This is a genomic window from uncultured Tateyamaria sp., assembly GCF_947503385.1.
In the GTDB taxonomy this organism is placed as follows: Bacteria; Pseudomonadota; Alphaproteobacteria; order Rhodobacterales; family Rhodobacteraceae; genus Tateyamaria.
Genome location: NZ_CANNDO010000002.1, coordinates 559,761 through 577,561 on the forward strand (window position 1 = coordinate 559,761; position 17,801 = coordinate 577,561).

22 protein-coding genes and 1 tRNA gene are annotated in these 17,801 nt (G+C 63.0%); 17 read left to right on the forward strand and 6 right to left on the reverse strand.

Going from position 1 to position 17,801, the window contains the following annotated elements; genetic code table 11:
- Positions 1-287: 287 nt before the first annotated feature.
- Together Q1A85_RS08785 and hisF are read right to left on the reverse strand one after the other, a co-directional pair.
- Complete coding sequence (locus Q1A85_RS08785) at positions 288-596, reverse strand: phosphoribosyl-ATP diphosphatase (protein WP_299687379.1); 309 nt, start codon at positions 594-596, stop codon at positions 288-290.
- A complete protein-coding gene (hisF, locus tag Q1A85_RS08790; RefSeq protein WP_299687380.1) occupies positions 593-1,354 on the reverse strand; it encodes an imidazole glycerol phosphate synthase subunit HisF in 762 nt (253 codons plus the stop codon). The genes Q1A85_RS08785 and hisF overlap by 4 nt, the downstream gene beginning before the upstream one ends.
- Before the next feature lie 181 nt (positions 1,355-1,535).
- On the opposite strand from hisF, the gene Q1A85_RS08795 reads away from it, so the two are divergent.
- On the forward strand, positions 1,536-1,988 hold the full coding sequence (locus Q1A85_RS08795) for a DUF302 domain-containing protein (protein WP_299687381.1): 453 nt from the start codon (positions 1,536-1,538) through the stop codon (positions 1,986-1,988).
- Between the two features lie 28 nt (positions 1,989-2,016).
- Here Q1A85_RS08795 and hisA read toward each other — a convergent pair whose 3' ends face one another.
- Entirely contained in the window at positions 2,017-2,736 is a 720-nt protein-coding gene (gene hisA, locus Q1A85_RS08800; protein ID WP_299687382.1) for a 1-(5-phosphoribosyl)-5-[(5-phosphoribosylamino)methylideneamino]imidazole-4-carboxamide isomerase, read from the reverse strand.
- Positions 2,737-2,874: 138 nt separating this feature from the next.
- Between hisA and Q1A85_RS08805 the strand changes: the two genes are divergently transcribed.
- Together Q1A85_RS08805 and Q1A85_RS08810 are read left to right on the forward strand one after the other, a co-directional pair.
- Complete coding sequence (locus Q1A85_RS08805) at positions 2,875-3,261, forward strand: DUF2147 domain-containing protein (protein WP_299687383.1); 387 nt, start codon at positions 2,875-2,877, stop codon at positions 3,259-3,261.
- A gap of 167 nt (positions 3,262-3,428) precedes the next feature.
- A complete protein-coding gene (locus tag Q1A85_RS08810) occupies positions 3,429-3,824 on the forward strand; it encodes a DUF2147 domain-containing protein (RefSeq protein WP_299687384.1) in 396 nt (131 codons plus the stop codon).
- On the opposite strand, the gene Q1A85_RS08815 is transcribed toward Q1A85_RS08810, so the two are convergent.
- The 3 genes from Q1A85_RS08815 to rlmB form a co-directional block, all read right to left on the reverse strand.
- On the reverse strand, positions 3,821-4,294 hold the full coding sequence (locus Q1A85_RS08815) for a CoA-binding protein (protein WP_299687385.1): 474 nt from the start codon (positions 4,292-4,294) through the stop codon (positions 3,821-3,823). The genes Q1A85_RS08810 and Q1A85_RS08815 overlap by 4 nt on opposite strands.
- Before the next feature lie 197 nt (positions 4,295-4,491).
- Positions 4,492-4,815: a hypothetical protein gene (locus Q1A85_RS08820; RefSeq protein WP_299687386.1), complete on the reverse strand. Its 324-nt coding sequence runs from the start codon at positions 4,813-4,815 to the stop codon at positions 4,492-4,494.
- The gene (rlmB, locus tag Q1A85_RS08825) at positions 4,784-5,575 is read right to left on the reverse strand and encodes a 23S rRNA (guanosine(2251)-2'-O)-methyltransferase RlmB (protein WP_299687387.1); all 792 of its coding nucleotides are present in this window, start codon (positions 5,573-5,575) and stop codon (positions 4,784-4,786) included. The genes Q1A85_RS08820 and rlmB overlap by 32 nt, the downstream gene beginning before the upstream one ends.
- Positions 5,576-5,677: 102 nt before the next feature.
- Here rlmB and Q1A85_RS08830 point away from each other — a divergent pair.
- The 14 genes from Q1A85_RS08830 (at position 5,678) to Q1A85_RS08895 (ending at position 17,792) form a co-directional block, all read left to right on the forward strand.
- Positions 5,678-5,761: transfer RNA gene (locus Q1A85_RS08830), tRNA-Tyr, on the forward strand.
- A 106-nt stretch (positions 5,762-5,867) separates the two neighbouring features.
- A complete protein-coding gene (locus tag Q1A85_RS08835; RefSeq protein ID WP_299687388.1) occupies positions 5,868-6,545 on the forward strand; it encodes a sulfotransferase in 678 nt (225 codons plus the stop codon).
- A gap of 310 nt (positions 6,546-6,855) precedes the next feature.
- On the forward strand, positions 6,856-7,011 hold the full coding sequence (gene pufB, locus Q1A85_RS08840; RefSeq protein WP_299687389.1) for a light-harvesting antenna LH1, beta subunit: 156 nt from the start codon (positions 6,856-6,858) through the stop codon (positions 7,009-7,011).
- Positions 7,012-7,023: 12 nt separating this feature from the next.
- Positions 7,024-7,365 carry a light-harvesting protein gene (locus Q1A85_RS08845; protein WP_299687390.1) on the forward strand — a complete coding sequence of 114 codons (342 nt, stop codon included), beginning with the start codon at positions 7,024-7,026 and terminating at the stop codon, positions 7,363-7,365.
- Between the two features lie 92 nt (positions 7,366-7,457).
- Complete coding sequence (locus Q1A85_RS08850) at positions 7,458-8,921, forward strand: PucC family protein (protein ID WP_299687391.1); 1,464 nt, start codon at positions 7,458-7,460, stop codon at positions 8,919-8,921.
- The gene (locus tag Q1A85_RS08855) at positions 8,918-9,601 is read left to right on the forward strand and encodes a hypothetical protein (RefSeq protein ID WP_299687392.1); all 684 of its coding nucleotides are present in this window, start codon (positions 8,918-8,920) and stop codon (positions 9,599-9,601) included. Before Q1A85_RS08850 ends, Q1A85_RS08855 begins: the two co-directional genes overlap by 4 nt.
- Before the next feature lie 122 nt (positions 9,602-9,723).
- Positions 9,724-10,095, forward strand: a complete 372-nt coding sequence (locus Q1A85_RS08860) for a hypothetical protein (protein WP_299687393.1) — start codon at positions 9,724-9,726, stop codon at positions 10,093-10,095.
- A complete protein-coding gene (locus Q1A85_RS08865; RefSeq protein ID WP_299687394.1) occupies positions 10,092-11,153 on the forward strand; it encodes a Rieske 2Fe-2S domain-containing protein in 1,062 nt (353 codons plus the stop codon). Before Q1A85_RS08860 ends, Q1A85_RS08865 begins: the two co-directional genes overlap by 4 nt.
- Positions 11,150-11,917, forward strand: coding sequence for a hypothetical protein (locus Q1A85_RS08870; RefSeq protein WP_299687395.1), 768 nt, complete (start codon positions 11,150-11,152; stop codon positions 11,915-11,917). The genes Q1A85_RS08865 and Q1A85_RS08870 overlap by 4 nt, the downstream gene beginning before the upstream one ends.
- Complete coding sequence (locus Q1A85_RS08875; protein ID WP_299687396.1) at positions 11,914-12,177, forward strand: hypothetical protein; 264 nt, start codon at positions 11,914-11,916, stop codon at positions 12,175-12,177. The genes Q1A85_RS08870 and Q1A85_RS08875 overlap by 4 nt, the downstream gene beginning before the upstream one ends.
- Before the next feature lie 88 nt (positions 12,178-12,265).
- A complete protein-coding gene (locus Q1A85_RS08880) occupies positions 12,266-13,273 on the forward strand; it encodes a hypothetical protein (protein ID WP_299687397.1) in 1,008 nt (335 codons plus the stop codon).
- 136 nt (positions 13,274-13,409) lie between these two features.
- Complete coding sequence (locus Q1A85_RS08885) at positions 13,410-13,838, forward strand: hypothetical protein (RefSeq protein WP_299687398.1); 429 nt, start codon at positions 13,410-13,412, stop codon at positions 13,836-13,838.
- 88 nt (positions 13,839-13,926) lie between these two features.
- Entirely contained in the window at positions 13,927-15,219 is a 1,293-nt protein-coding gene (locus tag Q1A85_RS08890) for an O-acetylhomoserine aminocarboxypropyltransferase/cysteine synthase family protein (RefSeq protein WP_299687399.1), read from the forward strand.
- A gap of 155 nt (positions 15,220-15,374) precedes the next feature.
- Positions 15,375-17,792, forward strand: coding sequence for a hypothetical protein (locus Q1A85_RS08895; protein WP_299687400.1), 2,418 nt, complete (start codon positions 15,375-15,377; stop codon positions 17,790-17,792).
- Positions 17,793-17,801 lie beyond the last annotated feature (9 nt).

The following is a 17,801-nucleotide window of genomic DNA, read 5'->3' on the forward strand; positions in this document are numbered from 1 at the left end:
CGCCCACGCAAACCGGGGTTGCGACGGCACCCTGCGACGTATGACATAAGGCGCCGCCAAAATTTCGTCTGGCGGTGCTCTCGATCCCAATGCGTGCGCGCAATGGCCTCTTTTGTGGATCAGGCGTCAATAATCGGTGCATCCGGCAGGGCAAGCGTGACAGGTGGGCCCTGCCATAACACCATGACCCTGCACAGCGGCAAAATGGCCCTCTTTGTGCGACATCAGTGCGGCGCGCTTTGCATCCGCGCGCGACTGGACCTCGAAACCGTGCAAACCGACAATATTCAGCCGCGCGCGTTCTTTTCCGCAATGCCAGAGGTGCCCTGCCGCCGCGCCAGTTCAGTCAGAACATCGTCCAGGGGCACGTCCCGTGCAGCAAGCATCACCAGCAGGTGATAAAGAACGTCTGCGGCCTCCGATGTGAGGGCGACCTTGTCATCCCGGACGGCTTCTATGATCGCCTCGACCGCTTCTTCGCCAAACTTCTCGGCGCATTTTTCCGGGCCCTTGGCCAGCAATTTGGCGGTCCATGAACTGTCGGGGTCCGCCCCTTTGCGGGCAAGGATCGTGGCGTATAGGTCGTTGAGGGTCATGTCAGCCTCATCGGGATGCCCGCAGCGGCCATATGCGCCTTGGCCTCGGCGATGGTGAAATCACCAAAGTGAAAAATCGAAGCAGCCAGCACCGCTGATGCGCCGCCTTTGGTCACGCCATCGACGAGGTGATCCAGCGTGCCGACGCCACCCGATGCAATCACCGGAATGGGCACTGCGTCCGAAATGGCGCGCGTCAGTGGCAGGTTGAACCCCGCACGCGTGCCGTCGCGGTCCATGGAGGTCAGCAGGATCTCGCCCGCGCCTTTGGCGGCTGCGGTGCGCGCAAAGTCAACCGCGTCGATGCCCGTTGGCTTGCGCCCGCCATGCGTGAAAATCTCCCAACGGCCCGGCGCAACGGTCTTGGCGTCGATGGCGCAGACGATGCACTGACTGCCAAACTGATCCGCCGCGCGCGTCAACACATCAGGGTCTGCGACAGCGGCGGAGTTGAACGACACCTTGTCGGCTCCTGCCAAAAGCAGCGCGCGCACATCAGCAACCGTGCGCACACCGCCACCCACGGTCAGCGGGATAAAGCACTGCTCGGCTGTACGCTGCACCAGATCGAACATCGTGCCGCGGTTTTCATGGGTCGCATGAATGTCGAGAAAACACAGCTCGTCCGCGCCCGCGGCGTCATAGGCGCGCGCCGCCTCGACCGGATCGCCGGCGTCGATCAGATCAACAAAGTTGACGCCCTTGACCACGCGCCCATCGGCCACGTCGAGACAAGGGATGATACGGGTTTTCAACATGGGGGTGGGTGTAGTGCGCTTTGCACGCCGGGGAAAGGGGCTCTGCCCCTCGGCCTGCGGCCTCACCCCGGGATTTTTCGGGACAGAGACATGGGAGGACCGCCGCCTATCACGCAAAGGTGTGTGGGCCTTGGACCGGGCTCATGCAAAGTCGAACAGGTTACAAGACGGAGGACAGGATATGCGAATTGTATTTGGGTGGATTTTGATGATGGCAATGGCAGGCGCGGCGATGGCGGGTGACAACGGGATCATCCGCAAGCAGGCAGCCGGTGGCGTGGCCGAAACCGTGGACGCGCTGGCAAGCGCCATGGAAGGCGCCGGCATCACCGTCTTTGCGCGGGTGGATCATGGCGCTGGCGCGCAGTCCATCGGCGAAGATATCGGTGCCTCGCAGCTCTTGATCTTTGGCAACCCCAAGGTCGGCACGCCCGCCATGAAAGACGACCCGGTGGCGGGTCTGTTCCTGCCGCTCAAAGTGCTGGTGTTCGAAGATGGCACCGGCAAGACGATGATTGCCTACGAAGACCCCAAGGCAATGCTGGAGAAACTGGGCGGCGTGTCCGAAGACGCGGCCTATCTGAACGTGATGACGGGTGCGCTGGCCAAGTTCACGGACGGCGTGGCGCAGTAGCGGCGACGGGGTTTCACCCCGTCACCCCCTACCCTTTCAGAGCGGCCAGTGCCGCCGACAGATCAATGGCGCCATCATAAAGGGCACGGCCCGAGATCGCGCCCGCGATCACGCCTGTGGCCTTGAGGTTCGTCAGATCGTCCAACGACGATACACCACCGGATGCAATGACGGGGATGTCCACCGCGCGCGCCAGCGCCTCGGTGGCGGCCACGTTTGGCCCCCCCATAGCGCCGTCGCGGTTGATGTCGGTGTAAATGATGGCCGCCACGCCCGCATCCTCGAATGACTTGGCAAGATCGGTTGCGTCCACATCCGTCTCTTCGGCCCAGCCCTTGGTGGCCACGCGGCCCCCACGGGCATCAATGCCCACCGCCACATGTCCCGGGAAAGCCCGCGCCGCGTCGCGCACGAGGTCGGGGTTTTCAACCGCCACCGTGCCCAGGATCACACGGGCAAGGCCCTTGTCCAACCACGCCTCGATTGTGGCCATATCGCGGATACCACCCCCCAGTTGCGCAGGCACATCGCAAGCCGCAAGAATAGCCTCCACCGGAGCAGCGTTCACCGGCGTTCCGGCAAAGGCCCCGTTGAGATCGACCAGATGCAACCATTCGCATCCCGCCTCCACAAAGCTGCGCGCCTGCGCGGCGGGGTCGTCGTTGAACACCGTGGCGCTGTCCATCTCGCCATGGACAAGCCGCACGGCTGCACCGTCTTTGAGGTCGATGGCGGGATAGAGGATCATGGGCACGCGCCTTGTCAGGAATTGTCTCGGGCGGCACATGCCAGTCCGTCACGTCATTTGCAACGCGACCCAAGGTCATTCTTGCCATAACAGCCCGCCTTGCCCCAAGGTTTTGGCCATCATGCGGAGGAGACATACATGAAAACGCTTTTTGCAGCCACGGCGCTGGTACTTGCAGGCGCAGGTGCCGCCCTGGCCGCCGACCCCGTCGAGGGCGTCTGGAAAACCGAAGTCGACGATGGCGCGTACGCGCATATTGCGATGAAGACGTGCGGATCGGATATCTGCGGCACAATTGCAAAGGCATTTGATGCGTCAGGCCCCATCGCATCGGACAATGTCGGCAAGCGGATCGTTTGGGACATGACACCCGAAGGCAATGGCAAATACGGTTCAGGCAAAATCTGGCGTCCGTCCAATGACAAGGTCTATCGCTCAAAAATGACCATGAACGGCAATTCGCTCAAAGTGTCCGGCTGCATCGGCCCGATCTGCCTTGGTCAGACCTGGACCAAGGTCAAGTAATCAAGCCTGAGCGCTTTTCCGCGCAAGACCGGGCCCCTTTTGGTCATGGTCTTGCGCACGCATCTTGTTCTGCGCCGAACGGATGCAATATATCGTCCAGTCGTGCCAAGCTGGAACCGATTGTCGTCGGTTCGCGTTAGGCCCAGACACGACATGGGACGAGACTCATGAAACTTCATCACACACTTGCCGCACTGCTTGCCGGTGCACTGTCACTTGGAACATCTGCCGCTCTGGCGGCGGGTCCCGAAGGGATCTGGCGCACCGAGCCCGACCGAAAGGGTCAGGTGGCGCATGTCAAATCCACCCGGTGTGGATCAGGCTATTGCGGTACAATCGTCGAGGTGTTTGGCCCCTCCGGCGCGCCCGTCGCTGCGCCAACTGTGGGCAAGCGGGTGTTCTGGGATATGACCGGTTCAGGTTCTGTCTACGAAGGGCAGGCTTTTGTGCCCGCACACAACCGTACCTATGCGGGCAAAATGCAGGTGCAGGGCAACCGGATGAAAGTGTCGGGCTGCCTTGGCCCCGTCTGTCAAAGCCAGACGTGGAAGCGCGTCCGCTAGGGCAGCTTGGACGAGATCACGCCGGTTGCGAAACCGCCCATGCGCAATTCGCCAAACAGGCGCTGATATTCGATCTTGGGACAGCGGTTCTGAATGACCGTGACACCCGCCGCTTCGGCCTTGGCCGTGGCGGCGGCATGTTCCACCCCGATCTGCATCCAGATCGTTCTGAGCGCGGGCAACACTGCCAGTGCTTCGTCCACAATTTCCGGCACGGCATCGGACCGGCGAAAGATGTCGACCATGTCGACCTTTGCCGTGATATCCCCCAACCCGGCCACGATTTCGCGGCCCAGCAGGGTTTGTCCTGCGTAGACGGGGTTGACCGGATGGACTTCGAACCCTTTGAGCGACAGATAGCGCGCCACAAAATAGCTGGGCCGCACAGGGTTTGTGGACACACCCACCACCGCCACGGACTTTGTCCGCTTTAGAACATCACGCAAATGGGCATCGGAATATTGGGTCATGCGCCACCGCTACCGCAAAGCGCCGCCAGAAAAAAGCGCCCCGACCATCAAGGCGGGGCGCAAGGTACGGAACGAGGGACAGTGAATGTATCTGCGGGGGTTCCAGACCCGCAGCTCATGAAAGACAGATAAGCATGTCTGCCGCTCAATAAAGACCGTCTCGCAAATCTGTGAACGCAAGGTTAAGGCGCAGGCGATCAGTCGAGGATATCTTCGATGATGTCGAAGGCATCTTCGAAGATGTCGGCAAAGCGGCGCATCCTGTTTTTGCGCTTTTTGGGCTTTGGCCCCGATTTGACGCGGCCGCGCACAGCCGATGGGCGCACCAGTTCGCGGTCGCCCTGTTTCTTTTTGGGCAGCATCTTGAGGTCGTGCAGCGGAGCGCCACAGCTGGAACAGGCCAGTTCGTGCCGATCCCGCCCGGTCAAAACCAGTGCGGCGCGGGTCCCGCAATAACAGCAGGTGGCGATTTTGGTCGGATGCGCGATGTCAGCCTCCTTGGGGTCGTCTTGTGGTGGCATATAGGGCGACCGCCGCCGCATTTGAAACGTTGAGCGAGCCAAATCCGCCCGCTGCGTCGATGCGTACCAGCATATCGCAGGTCGCCTTGGTCTTGTCCCGCAGACCAGGGCCTTCGGCCCCCAGCACCAGCGCCACGGGGGCATCGCGCCGCCCGTCAAGCGCATCTTCCACACTGACCTCCGCCGTGCCGTCCAGCCCAAGGACCAGATACCCCATCCCTTGCAGAGCCACGATGGCATCTGCCAGATTGCGCACCCGCAAATAGGGTTGCCGTTCCAGCGCGCCCGACGCCGTTTTGGCCAGCGCGCCGGTCTCCGGGGCGGAATGGTGCCGAGTGCCGATCACGGCGGATGCCCCAAACACTTCGGCCGAGCGCAGGATCGCGCCCACATTGTGCGGGTCCGTCACCCGGTCGAGCAGGATCAGGCGCGGCACCTGCGCACCGATGGCCACATCGTCGAGGCTGCCCCAATCCAGCGGCCTCACCTCCAGCGCAGCACCCTGATGCACTGATCCCGGATCCAGCGGCGCAGGAAAGCGGCGCGGGTCAGCCATTTCCGGCTCCATCCCCGAGTGCGCCACCGCCTCTTCCAGCTTGCCCAACGCATTCAACGTCACAATCAGCCGCAATTTTTCGCGCTTGGGATTCATCAGCGCATCACGCACAGCGTGCAGACCAAAAAGCCAAACGGTCGTGGCCGCTTCGGCCTTTTTGGCCTGCTCTTTTGCGACCACCCATTTCGGCTTTTTCGTTGCCATGCCGTGCTGCCCCGCCCTGCCCATTTTCGCCCTTGACCCCTTGGGGGCCGCCCGGTAATCACGCGCTCACGCCAAACCGGGGTTTGCCCTTATTGGCGCAGTGGGCGACAGGCCGCAAGGTGTGGCAGGGGACTGTAACTCCCTCGCGGAGACGCACGCCTGGTTCGATTCCAGGGTCGCCCACCACTTCTTCCGCATAAACCTGGTTCTGCACCGCAGTTTCAATCGGCGTCGGCCATCGGTGTGTCCCGTCCGTGCGACCATTGGCATACCCGATTCTGGTCTCTTGCGTATGGACACGCGGCAACCGATGCTGCGCCCCACCCGCAAAGGCACCTGGCACAACATGAAGATTTTCAACCTCAGCCTTCCCAAGACCGGAACCACCTCATTCGGCGCGATGATGCGTGGGCTTGGACATCGGGTCTGTGATGGCAATTGGAAGGATCACAAGACCAACTTTCTGATGCTGGCGGCGCACAAGCAGGATTTCGACCTGATTGATCGTGTTGCGCATGGGTTCGACGTGTTCAGCGACGCACCATTTGGCGGGACGCAGTATTACCGTCAGGCGGCGCAAACCTTTCCCGACGCCCGATTCTTGTTGATCAAGCGCGATCCAGAGGCGTGGTGGACCTCCTTTTCAGGTATGCTGGACGCCGCTGCTGACCAGAACAACGCGCCAAAAGACGTTGAAAGCAAACTGAATATTGCCTTTGACAGTGGCAGGTACGGCTATCCACTTGTCGCCATGGACCTGTGCGCGGGCGACGCCACCAAAGCGGGCTTTTTGCGCGCAAAGGCAGCCTATGAGGCCGGGGTGGAGGCATTCTTTGCCGACAGTGACCGGTTTTGCGCGGGCACGATGGACGCGTTTTCCAGCGGTGCATTCAATGGATTTCTGGGCATGGACGATGCGGTGGATGTCCCGCGCCTCAACAGGGCAAAGCGCCCTGCGCAGAACCAGTGACCTGATCGCGGCCACGAACGCGTCGCGCGCGACAAACGCCGGTAAAATCTCAAGAGGTCAAAGCGTTAGCCAAAGCCTGCATTCTGAAACTGCCGCATTTGGCGGACGGAAACATGCGGAAAGCTGCACCGCTTGGGCCTGAATTTGCTGCGCAATAGTGCACAATCGGCAAGCGTAAAGGAAAATTTACATTTGCAATTGTACACTTTTCCTGACACCCTTGCGGGAACAGTGTGCGTCAAATTTCCATCGGACCCAGACGAGACGGCAATATTCGTCCTTGGTCCACGCCTATTACGGAGGATTCGACGTGGCGGATAATGAAGACAAGGTGTGGCCCACAGGGTTGACGCTTGAAGAAGCAGAAGAGGTGCACAGCTACCTCATCGACGGCACACGTGTGTTTGGCGCCATTGCGCTGCTGGCACATATTCTGGTGGCCGTTTCCACCCCCTGGCTCGGATAAAGGAGGCACGTCATGAACAATGCAAAGATGTGGCTCGTCGTGAAGCCGACCGTGGGTGTTCCACTGTTCCTGAGCGCTGTGGCCGTTGGGTCCTTTGCCGTCCACGTGGCTGTTCTGACAAACACGTCGTGGGTGTCGGACTTCCTCTCCGGACAGGAGCTGGGTGCCGGTGACGCCGAAGAGGCGGCGCTGCGCATGGAGCAGAAAAACCAGACCGCCAAGGCGGGGTATGTGATGCCCGGCACCAATGAGGTGACGATCATCATGTCCGACGGAACGCCGGTCAAGGCGATCCTCGCACCGCCAGAACAGCACGCCAGCGCCGAAACCGGTGCGGCGCTGATCACGCGCTAAATCATGACGGCCCGCAGGCATCCCCTGCGGGCCGTTTGCCTTTGGCAGCGGCTGCACGCCGCTCTCCCCCCTGCGAGCCTGCGACATTCACCATGACGGACTATCGCACCTTTGCCACACGCAAACTGGCGGCGCTGGCGCCGAAATACCTGCCTTTTGCCGATGTCGCCTCGGACGATGTGCCGCTGAGCCGCCTGATGCGGCTGTCGCTGTTTCAGGTGACCGTGGGCATGGCACTTGTGCTGCTGGCAGGCACATTGAACCGCGTGATGATCGTTGAATTGTCTGTCCCCGCCAGCCTCGTGGCCGGGATGCTGGCGCTGCCGCTGCTGTTTGCGCCCCTGCGCGCGCTGATCGGGTTCAAATCCGACACGCATGTGTCCGCGCTGGGATTGCGGCGCGCGCCCTACATCTGGAAGGGCACTCTGTATCAATTCGGCGGCTTTGCCATTATGCCTTTTGCGCTGCTGGTCCTGTCAGGCTACGGCGAGGCGATCGATGCGCCGCGCTGGATTGGCTATTCCTCCGCCGCGCTGTCATTCCTGCTGGTGGGTGCCGGGGTGCATATGGTGCAGACCGTTGGCCTTGCGCTGGCCACCGACCTTGTCGACGACGCCGACCAGCCAAAAGTGGTTGGCCTGATGTACGTGATGCTGCTGGTGGGCATGGTTGTCAGCGCGCTGGTGTTCGGCGCGCTTTTGACCCATTACACGCCCGGGCGGCTGATCCAGGTGATCCAGGGGGCCGCCGTCGTCACCGTGGCCCTGAACCTGACCGCGATGTGGAAACAAGAGGCGCGCAGCCGCGCCCGCGCCGCGCAGATGAAGGTCCAGACCAAGGAACAGTTTGCCGTCGCGTGGCAGGCGCTGATACGCATTCCGGGCACCAAGCGGCTGCTCGCCGTGATCGCTCTGGGCACCTTTGGGTTTGGCATGGCCGATGTCCTGCTGGAGCCCTATGGCGGGCAAGTGCTGGGCCTGACGGTCGCCAGCACGACCAAGCTGACGGCGCTGCTGGCTGCGGGCACGCTTGTGGGGTTTGGCATCGCCTCGCGGTGGCTGGGTCAGGGCGCGGACGCCGCCCGGTTTGCACGGCTGGGCGCGGTCGTTGGCCTGCCGGGCTTTGCCGCCATCATTCTGTCCGCACAGATGATCGGCAGCAGCACCGGCACGGCGCTGTTCCTGTTGGGCACGCTGGCCACGGGCCTTGGGGCGGGCCTGTTTGGCCACGCTACACTCACGGCTGTTATTCGCACCGCCCCCAAGAACCGCATTGGCATGGCACTGGGGGCATGGGGTGCCGTGCAGGCCACCGCCGCAGGCATCGGTATCGCGGCCGCCGGTATCCTGCGCGACGTGATCCTTGCCGCCACCGACAGCGCGACCACCGCCCCTGCCCTGCCCTATGTGGCGGTGTTTGCCGTCGAAATCACCATGCTGGCCCTTGCATGTCTTGTGCTGGGTCCGCTTGTCCGGGGTCGCCTGCGCGCGCGCGCTCCTGCTTCGACAGAGCCAGAGGCTCATACGACATATCCCAACCCGGTGGAGGTACCATGACCACGATTATCACCCGTCTCTTTGACGCGCACGCAGCAGCATCGCACGCCCGCGAGCGCATCATCTTTTGCGGCGTGCCCAGCCGTGCCGTCACCGTCATCGGCCCAGCCGAAGGCAATGACGCCCGCCCCCTGATGGAGGCGGCCCACGTGCACCCGGATGCGATGGACACCTACGCCACCGCCATCACATCCGGAAAATCCCTGCTGGTTGTGCGCACCACCTATCGCCCGCTCACCGCCGCAACCATGGTGCGCGACATGCTGGCCAAGATGGACACCGTGGACACCGGTGACGTGGTGGACGACTATTATATGACCGACACGCCGGAAAAGGCACCCAGCATCCTCGACGAACACCCCTTGTTCCTGACCCTGCGCCTCGACACTTCCGGCTATGACGGCGGGCGGCTTTCGGACGCGCTGGCCATGCGCATGGTGAGCCCGCGCAAGGAACGCAATTCGGCCAAGGGTCGGTCCGGCAAACGGTCCTCTGGGTTCTGGCCGATGCCGCTGGTGTCGCGCAAGGACCGCGGATCCTCCGTCATGCCGGGCGGACGCCATATGTCAGGCGGTTTCTGGCCGATGGGCCTGCTGTCCCGCGGCAACCGGTCAAACTCGTCCATTCGCGGCGGGGACAAGCCGTTTTCGCGGGCACTTGGCTGGCCAACCACCAGCTGATACGGCCCCAACCGATCACAATTTGCCAAACCGGCCCCCGTGGGCCGGTTTGTGACTTTGCGCCGGGCGGAACGCTTGTTACGGTCCGCGCGTAAAGACGTGGAAAGACAAAGAGGTGCCGCATGGACATCGCTCAGGCCATCGTTCTGGCCTTGCAAGTTTGGGGCATCATCGGCGCATTGGTTGCCGTCGCCTTTCTGACGGTTGGCATTGACCGGATCGACGAAGATGCGCAGGGGGCCTATGTCTTTCGCCCGCTGCTGATCCCCGGCATTCTGATGATCTGGCCGCTGGTGCTGTGGCGCTGGTGGCAGATCGAGGCGGAGGCCGCCCCATGGGCAGCCCGCTACCGCCCGGTGCGGTCCGCGCACGGGTTGGCGGCCATCGCGATGAGTGTTGCAATCGTTGCAATCGTCATCGCCGGTCTGTCCGTGCGGCAAACATGGCCCGCAGATGCAGCCCCCGTGCAACTGAGCGAGGGCAGCGGTCAATGAGTGTCAAATACATCCCCGTTCAGTGGAACCCGAACAAATGGGTCTATGACGCCATCATGCTTGCGGGTGTGGCCGCGTTCCTGTGGCTGTTCCTATACCGGACGCCCGAGACGCTGGGATATGACCCGGCCATCAACCCGCAAATCCACAACGCCCGCGCCTTTGGCGCCTGCGCCTTTGTCATGCTGACCGTGATCCTCTGCATCGGGCCGCTGGCGCGGCTGGACCGGCGATTTCTGCCGTTGCTCTACAACCGGCGGCATTTCGGGGTGATGACCGCCTTTGTGGCGCTGACGCACGCGGGCTACATCCTCAACTGGTATTTTGCCTTTTCCAGTTCGGACAAATTCGTGGGCCTGCTCTATGCCAATTCCAGCTTTGGGCAGGTGGCCGGATTTCCGTTCGAGGTGTTTGGCATCTTTGCCCTGCTCTGCCTGTTGATCCTCGCGGCCACAAGCCACGATTTCTGGCTTAAGTTCCTGACGCCCCCCGTCTGGAAACGGCTGCACTACCTGATTTACGCCGCCTATTTCTCGGTCGCGGCCCATGTCAGCCTTGGCATTCTTCAGGACCAGCAGAACCACCTGTTCACTGCGCTGTTCCTCATGGGGGCTGGCGCGGTTGTGGTGCTGCATCTCGCTGCGTGGCGCGCCGAAAGCGGTGCCAAAGCTGCTGCACATGACGGCAACTGGGTCCACGTGGCCGACGCGTCCGCCTTTCGCGAAGGGTTCGCCAAGATCACGCGCCTGCCCAATGGCGACCGGGTCGCAGTTTTCCTGATGGAGGGGCAATTGTCGGCCATCGCCAATGCCTGTGCGCACCAGAACGGCCCACTGGGCGAGGGCAAGATTATCGACTGCCTTGTCACCTGCCCGTGGCACGGGTTCCAATATGACGTGCGCACGGGCCGTTCGCCCGCGCCGTTCACTGAAAAAGTGCCGACCTACAACCTCCGCCTTGTGGGCAACACGGTCGAGGTCAACGCCGACGCCAATCCGCCGGGCACCTATGTCGAACCCGTGGCCTTGCCGCAAACAGGATCGGAGGTTCCGGCATGAGCGACAAACCGTTTTTCGTGGGCTACCTGCCCGCCCCCGGACCGCTGCGCGGGTTCCTGATCGCCGTGGCTGTGCTGTTGATCGGCGCAATGGCGGGCGCAGGCTATCTTATGGGGGCCGCACAGGACGATCCCGGCCCCGGTGCGTTCCGGTTTGACTATGGGCGTCAGACGGTGACGGGCGTGGTGGACATGGTCCCCTACCCGATCCTGCATGTGACCCAAGGCAACGACCGCATTGCCGTTGGCGACAGCTTTATGATGACCGCGGGCGGCAAATCGGGCGTGGATGGACGCGCCATGCCGCTCAACGGCCAGTTGGCGCAGGTGTCGGGCATCGTGCTGGAACGCGGCGACCTCTACATGATGCAGCTGCGCGGCGGGCGGAACGGGTTGCAGGCCACCGATGGCGAGGTGCCCGACATCCCCATAGAGCCGCAGGGGCGCTGGCAACTGACGGGTGAAATCTGCGACGGCAAATGTCTGGCCGGGGCGATGCGTCCGGGCCGCGGTCTAGCGCACAAGGCCTGCGCCAACCTGTGCCTGCTGGGCGACGTGCCTCCCATCTTTGTCTCGACCCAGCCAGTGATGGGCGAAGAATTCCTGCTGGTCACCGGCCCCGATGGCACCCGCCTGCCGCGCGACGCCTATGACTGGGTCGCGCAATTTGTCACCGCCGCCGGAAACATCACCCGGCGCGGCGATATCCTCGTCTGGGAGATCGAGCCCGACACCATCCGCCTTGCCGGGGAGGACGCAGAATGAAACGCATCCTGTGGCTTCTGATTGCGGCGCTGACCACGGCTGTCCTTTACTACGTGTCGCGGTTCTGGACGTTCCGCCTGTGGCCCCGCGACGGGCTTTTCGGGATCGAGGCGCTGCGCCCGCAGGGCGGGCTGGTGGCCCAGTGGTTGCGCGGCACCGATCTTGCCCCGTTTGAACTTCTGATCTGGGCCATTGGGGCATTCCTGCTGCTCACAGCGCTACAAAAGCTCTATGATCTGCTGAACAAACCACCCGAATAAGTGGTATTGACCGGGTTTGCCCCCTTTTGCGAAAGCGTACCTGTGCGTATACTGCCCGCAATCAAGAGCAGAAAACCCCGAGCAAATCATGCCACGCAAAGCCGCCAAAACCACGGCGCCCTTCAATATCGCCATTGTCGGCCAAAGGGGCCGCCTGTCCTTTGAGGCGATCCTGTTTGCCGCCTCACTGCGCGCCAAAAGCCCCGGATTTCAAGGCCACCTGTTGGTCGCCGAACCACAGCCGGGACCCAATTGGGAGGGCGATCCGCGCATCGCCCAAGAGGATGTGCGCCAGACGCTCACCGATCTGGGCGCGGAAATCGTGCCCTTTGAGACCCCGCATTTCGGCGCACATTACCCTTATGGCAACAAGATCGAGATGCTGGCCGCCCTGCCCAAGGGCGAGCCGTTCGTGTTCTTTGACACCGACACGCTGATCCTCGACGAAATCAGTACCCTGCCCTTTGATTTCAACACCCCATCCGCCTCAATGCGGCGCACCGGAACGTGGCCCGAGATCGAGCTTTATGGCCCCGGCTATACCGAGATATGGTCGTCGCTCTATGACAAGTTCGGCCTCGATTTTGCCAGCAGCATCGACCCCAACGAACCGGATGAATACTGGGGCCGATATCTCTATTTCAACGCGGGCTACTTCTTTGGCGCGTGCCCGCAGAAGTTCGGCAAACTGTTCACCGAATACGCGTTGGCCATCCGCGACGACCCGCCCCGCGCGCTGGTGTGCCAGTCTCTGGACCCATGGCTGGATCAGGTGGCGCTGCCACTGGTCATTCATGCGCTGGGGGGCAGCCGCAAAAGCGCCGTGCACGGGATGCTCGACGGTACGCATAGCTGCCATTACCGCATGTTCCCGCTGCTTTATGCCCGCGAAAGCGAGGCGGTGATTGCCACGCTCGAAGAGATCGCAGCCCCCAACAAGATCAAGAAGGTGCTGAAATCCTACGACCCGATCAAGCGGATGGTCTATCAGGGCCGCGGCGACAAGGTGCGCGCGCTGTTTGACCAAAATGACATGCCGCGCAAAGAACAGGCGATCCGCAATCGCATCAAATCCAACGGCTTTTGGATGCGCTGACGGGGCGACGCCACGTCACTTTGGGACGCGGGGCGATTCCGGCGCAAAACGGGTCGATTACAGACTTTGCGCGCGCAAAGTTCGTACTTACATAACACGTACACCACCCAAACATTGTCATCGTATGGAGGCAGAGATGTCACGCTCCATTACCACTGTTTTGTCGTGCCTTGCCGACGCCCTCATCGACGGTCGGCTGGATCACATCACGCGCTACTTCGCCTATCCCCTTCCGCTATATTGCAATGGTGAACTGATCGTGTTCGGCAGCCCCGACACGTTGAAAGAAGCCCTGTCGATGTACCGCGACGCCATTCTCGCCATCGGCACGGTCAAAATGCGTCCGCGCCTGGTGGCACAAGGCTTGCCCGTGCGCGGCTATTCCAGCGTTTGGATCGAATGGGACCATCTGGATGCCGCGGGCACGTGCCTGCGCACCAACCAAGTCCGCTATGCAACCTATCAGGGCGCGATGGATCTGCATCCGCGCATCGAAATCGTCGACTATACCGTGACGGCCTTTCCCGAGCTTTACGAATCCCTGCCCGCCGTTCGCACCGCCTGAGCAAAGCGCGCCCACGCTCTTGCCGCCCCCGTCGCCTTTGCCGTAGGTGTACGCCAACGCGTATTTCTGCACTGCAAAGGACATCTCCATGACCGACGGCCCCACCTACGGCTTTGACACGCTGCAAATCCACGCCGGCGCACGGCCCGACCCCGCCACGGGCGCGCGCCAAACGCCGATCTACCAATCCACCGCCTTTGTGTTCCGCGATGCCGAACACGCCGCCGCCCTCTTTAACCTGCAAGAGGTCGGCTACATCTACTCGCGCCTGACCAACCCCACCGTGGCCGTTCTGCAGGAACGTATCGCCACACTCGAAGGGGGCGTGGGCGCGGTCTGCTGTTCGTCCGGGCACGCGGCCCAGCTCATGGCGCTGTTCCCGCTGATGGCGCCGGGCCTGAACGTGGTGGTGTCCACCCGCCTTTATGGCGGCACGGTCACGCAGTTCAGCCAGACGATCAAACGGTTTGGTTGGGAGGCGACCTTTGTCGACTTTGACGACCTTGATGCCGTCAAGGCGGCCATCGACGACAACACCCGCGCGATCTTCTGCGAGGCGATTGCCAACCCCGGCGGCTATATCACCGACCTCGACGCGATTTCGGCCATTGCGGACGCCGCCGAAATCCCGCTGATCGTCGACAACACGTCGGCCACGCCCTACCTCTGCCGTCCCATCGAACACGGGGCCACGCTGGTGGTGCACTCGACGACCAAATACCTGACCGGCAACGGCACCGTCACCGGCGGCTGCGTCGTGGATTCCGGCAAATTCGACTGGTCCGCCAATGACAAGTTCCCGTCGCTCAGCGCGCCCGAACCGGCCTATCACGGGCTCAAGTTCCACGAGACCTTTGGACCGCTCGCCTTTACCTTCCACGGCATCGCCATCGGCCTGCGTGATCTGGGCATGACCATGAACCCACAGGCGGCCCATTACACGCTGATGGGCACCGAAACCCTGTCATTGCGCATGGACCGGCACGTGGAAAACGCGGTTAAAATCGCCCAGTGGCTCGAAAAGGACGACCGCGTCGATTACGTCACCTATGCGGGCCTCAAATCGTCGCCCTATTTCGACCGGGTCAAGACGATCTGCCCGCGCGGCGCGGGGGGCCTGTTCACCTTTGCGGTCAAAGGCGGTTATGACGCCTGCGTCAAGCTGGTGAACGCGCTTGAAATCTTTTCCCATGTGGCGAACCTGGGCGATGCGCGCTCGCTCATCATTCACTCGGCGTCGACCACGCACCGGCAGTTGACGGCAGAACAACAACGCGCAGCAGGTGCCGCACCAGAAGTCGTGCGCGTGTCCATCGGTATCGAAGACGCCGACGACCTGATTGCCGATCTCGATCAGGCCTTGTCCAAGGCGGTCAGCTAAACGATCGGACGGGCGCGCCGGACTGGCGCGCCCGATCCCACGACCGGTCCTTGCCGACGCTTGGCCTTTTACTTTTCTTAACGCCCGGACTGGACTATCTTGTGCCCAGGCAACACGCCGTACTGTGGTTAAAGAGAAGCTGACAAACCCCGGTCATGAAACCGAATTTTGCGCTTTCGCTGTCCTTCGAAGGGATCCGGCTGTTGCACCGTGCGGCAGGCGGCTGGCGCCGTGTGGGCGAAGTGCCGGTGACCAGCGCCGATCTCAACGGCGATCTGGAAGCGCTGCGCAAAGCTGCGGCCAAGCTGGACAGCGCTCCGCTGCGCACCAAGCTCATCATTCCCGACGACCAGATCAAATATCTGAGCATCGACACCGGCGAGGTCGACGCAGAGGCGCGGCGCGATGCGGCCCGTGCCGCGCTGGACGGGGCCACACCCTATTCCGTGGACACGCTTGTTTTTGACATCTGCGAAGAAGGCGGCACAACCCATGTGGCCGCTGTCGCCCGCGAAACTCTTGCCGAGGCCGAAGCCTTTGCCAGCGAACACCACTTCCACCCGGTCAGCTTTGTCGCCGCGCCCATGGATCAGGGGTTTCTGGGCGAGCCGTGGTTCGGAACGGCGGCACATGCGCGCGCGATCCTGCCCGCTGGCGACCCGGTTGTGGCCGATGGGGTGCGGGTCGTGGTCATCGGCGATGTCGAAGACGCGGCAGATGCTGCAGATGAGGCGGCAGACGACCCAGATGCCGATACGGACCAGCCCGAAGACGATACCCTGCCCGACGTTGCGTTGGCCGATGCCGACGATGCCACCCCCGGTCCCGCCCTGCGGTTCGAACCGGTGGACAGCGATCTGAACGACGACGATCTGGGCGATGAAGACGACGCAGAAGAGGCGACAACCCCGCCCACGCTCGGCTTTGCCAGCCGTCGCAACACGCCTGTTGCGCCCGCGCCGCTGGGCGGTGTGACACGCGACGCCTCGGACCTGACCACACCACCGGCGCGGGTGGCGCACTCCCCCGGCAAGGCACCGCTTGCACCGCCCGCCTCTTTCGCCGAAAGCCTGACCACCACGCCCGAATTTGCCGCGCGGACCGAAGAACCAGCGCCACCCCCACGCAGCGGCGGCGGGTTCCTGTCACGCCGCAGCGCCCCGGCGCAGGTGGCTGTCGCAGGTGCCCCCGGCGCGCAGGCCGAAGCGCAGCGCATGACGATTTTTGGCGCGCGTGACGGCAGCCAGACAGGTGGCAAGCCGCGGTTCTTGGGCCTGATCCTGACGGCGATCCTGATCCTGTTCCTTGCGGGGGTCGCTGCGCTCGCATCGGTCTACCTTGACGACCGTATCGCCGGTCTGTTCCAGCGCGACCGCACCCTCGCCTCGACCCTGCCCGACGATGCCGAGGCCACGCTGGCCGAAGATGTCGGCGCCACCACCCATGTCGAACCCGAGACCGACACCGCCGAAGGCATCGCGGTGGCGTCCTTGAACGAGGACCTCGCCGATGGTCTGTCCGAAGAGGATGCCGCGGTGCTTGATGCGCTGCGCGATCCGCTGCCCGCGCCGCAAGCGCCCGAAGAACTGGACGCCGCAGCACTTGAGGCGCGCTATGCTGTGACCGGTATCTGGCCCAAGGCACCGCAGGTGCCCGACGCCCCGCCGCTCATCCCGCTTGAGGATTTCTACCTGACGGGCATCGACCCGGTCAGCCCGGCGCTGGACGCGGTGGCCCTGCCCCGCGCCGACACGTTGCAGACCGACGCGGCATTGCCGGAGGTGTCCAACCCGGCCGCGCCCGGCACGAATTTTGCCCGCGACGACAACGGGTTCATCATCCCCACACCCGGTGGCACGCTAAGCCCGGATGGCTATACCGTCGTCCTTGGACCGCCGCCGCTGAAGCCACCGCTGACCCCCACCCGCTTTGCCGAGGATCCGACCACAGCCGACCCGAACAGCCTGCTGGCCGGTGTACGGCCACAGGCACGCCCCGGCGATCTGGTCGAACAGAATGAAAGGGCGACGTTGGGGGGGCTGCTGCGCACCGAACTGGCCACATACCGGCCGCGCCTGCGCCCGCTTGCCCCGCAAGAGTTGCTGGAGACACCAACACCTCAGACCGTGCCGGACGAGGCCATCGAAGAGGCCTTGACCGCCGCCGTGCTGCCACCGGTCGATCCGGTGCTGCGCCCCACGGTGCGCCCGCGCAATTTCGACCGGATCGTCACCCGCACACAGCGCCAGCAAAACCGCGGCTCGACCGTCAACACGGACACGCGCGTGGCCAGCGTCGCGCCGCGCACGGTCACACCGTCCATCCCCTCTTCTGCCTCGGTCACGCGCGAGGCAACGGTGCGCGATGCCATCAACCTGCGGCGCGTCAACCTGATCGGCGTCTATGGCACGCCATCGGACCGGCGCGCCCTCGTCCGTCTGGGCAATGGTCGCTATCAAAAGGTGCAGGTGGGTGACCGCTTTGACGGCGGTCGTGTGTCCGCAATCGGGGACAGCGAACTGCGCTACCAGAAAGGTGGGCGCAACCTCGTGCTCAAAATGCCCAGCGGATAGGCGGCGCCC